The sequence below is a fragment of the Streptomyces sp. CBMA123 genome, assembly GCF_014596465.1.
In the GTDB taxonomy this organism is placed as follows: domain Bacteria; phylum Actinomycetota; class Actinomycetes; order Streptomycetales; family Streptomycetaceae; genus Kitasatospora.
This window is the reverse complement of sequence record NZ_MECK01000510.1, coordinates 1-938: the sequence shown is the minus strand read 5'-3', so window position 1 is coordinate 938 and position 938 is coordinate 1. Positions and strand designations below refer to the sequence as shown.

At 79.9% G+C, this 938-nt stretch carries 1 protein-coding gene; it reads left to right on the top strand.

Features of this window, described 5'->3' with window-relative positions; translation table 11 throughout:
- Positions 1-938: MAB_1171c family putative transporter (locus BG452_RS35500; protein WP_188308454.1), on the top strand; the 938-nt coding region annotated here is incomplete at both ends.

Here is a 938-nt window from a genome sequence, read left to right as displayed (position 1 = left end):
CCGACGCGGGGCCGGCCGGGCACACCGGGACCGCCGGGAAGGGCGCCGAGCCCGTACGGCGCGAGATCCGGGGCGGACTGGCCCTGCTGGCCGGGGTGCTGGGCCTGCGGCTGGCGCTGATCAGCGCCGCCGCGCCGGGCCTGGCGGGCGAGGACCTGACCGTCGGGCCCGAACTGTCCGCGCGCCTGGCGCTGGCCGGGTACACCGCCGTGGGCATGCTCCACACCACCGTGTGCCTCACCGCGCTGCTGCGCGAACTGGTGCGGCGCACCCGCGCGGTCGGCTCCGGGCGGCCGGGCACCGGGCTGCGGCTGCTGACCGGCGGGCTGGTGGCCGGGCTGCTGTGGAACGCCTGGAGCATGGACGACGTCCTGCGCGCGGCCGTCACCGGCAGCCAGGACGGCCCCGAGGACACGCTGTGCGCCGTCCTGGGCGGGCTGTGCGCGGCGCTGATCGCGGCGGGCCTGGGCAGCACCCTGTGGCCCGCCGCGGCCGGGGCGGTACGGGGCTGGCTGCGCGCCCACCGCCGCTACCGGGCCCTGACGCCGCTCTGGCGCGACCTGCACACCGTGCTGCCGGAGATCGCCCTCGACCCGGCCCGCCGCCTGCCGCTGCCCCCGCGCGACCCGCGGTTCGCGCTCTACCGGCGGATCATCGAGATCCACGACGCCCGGCTGATCCTGCGCCAGCACCTGGACCCGCGTGCCGCGCAGTGGCTCGACCGCGCCACCCTCCGCTTCCCGCCGTCCTCCGCCCACGCCGGCGCCACCGCCGAGGCGGCGGCGCTGGCCGCCGCCCTGGAGCTGGCGGCGGCCGGCGCCGTGCCCGTCGCGACCAGCGGGGGCACGGGGACCGCCGCCGGGGACACGACGGCGGGGCCGGACGGCACGGACACCATGGACGGCGAGGCCGACCACCTCGCCCACCTGGCCCGCGTC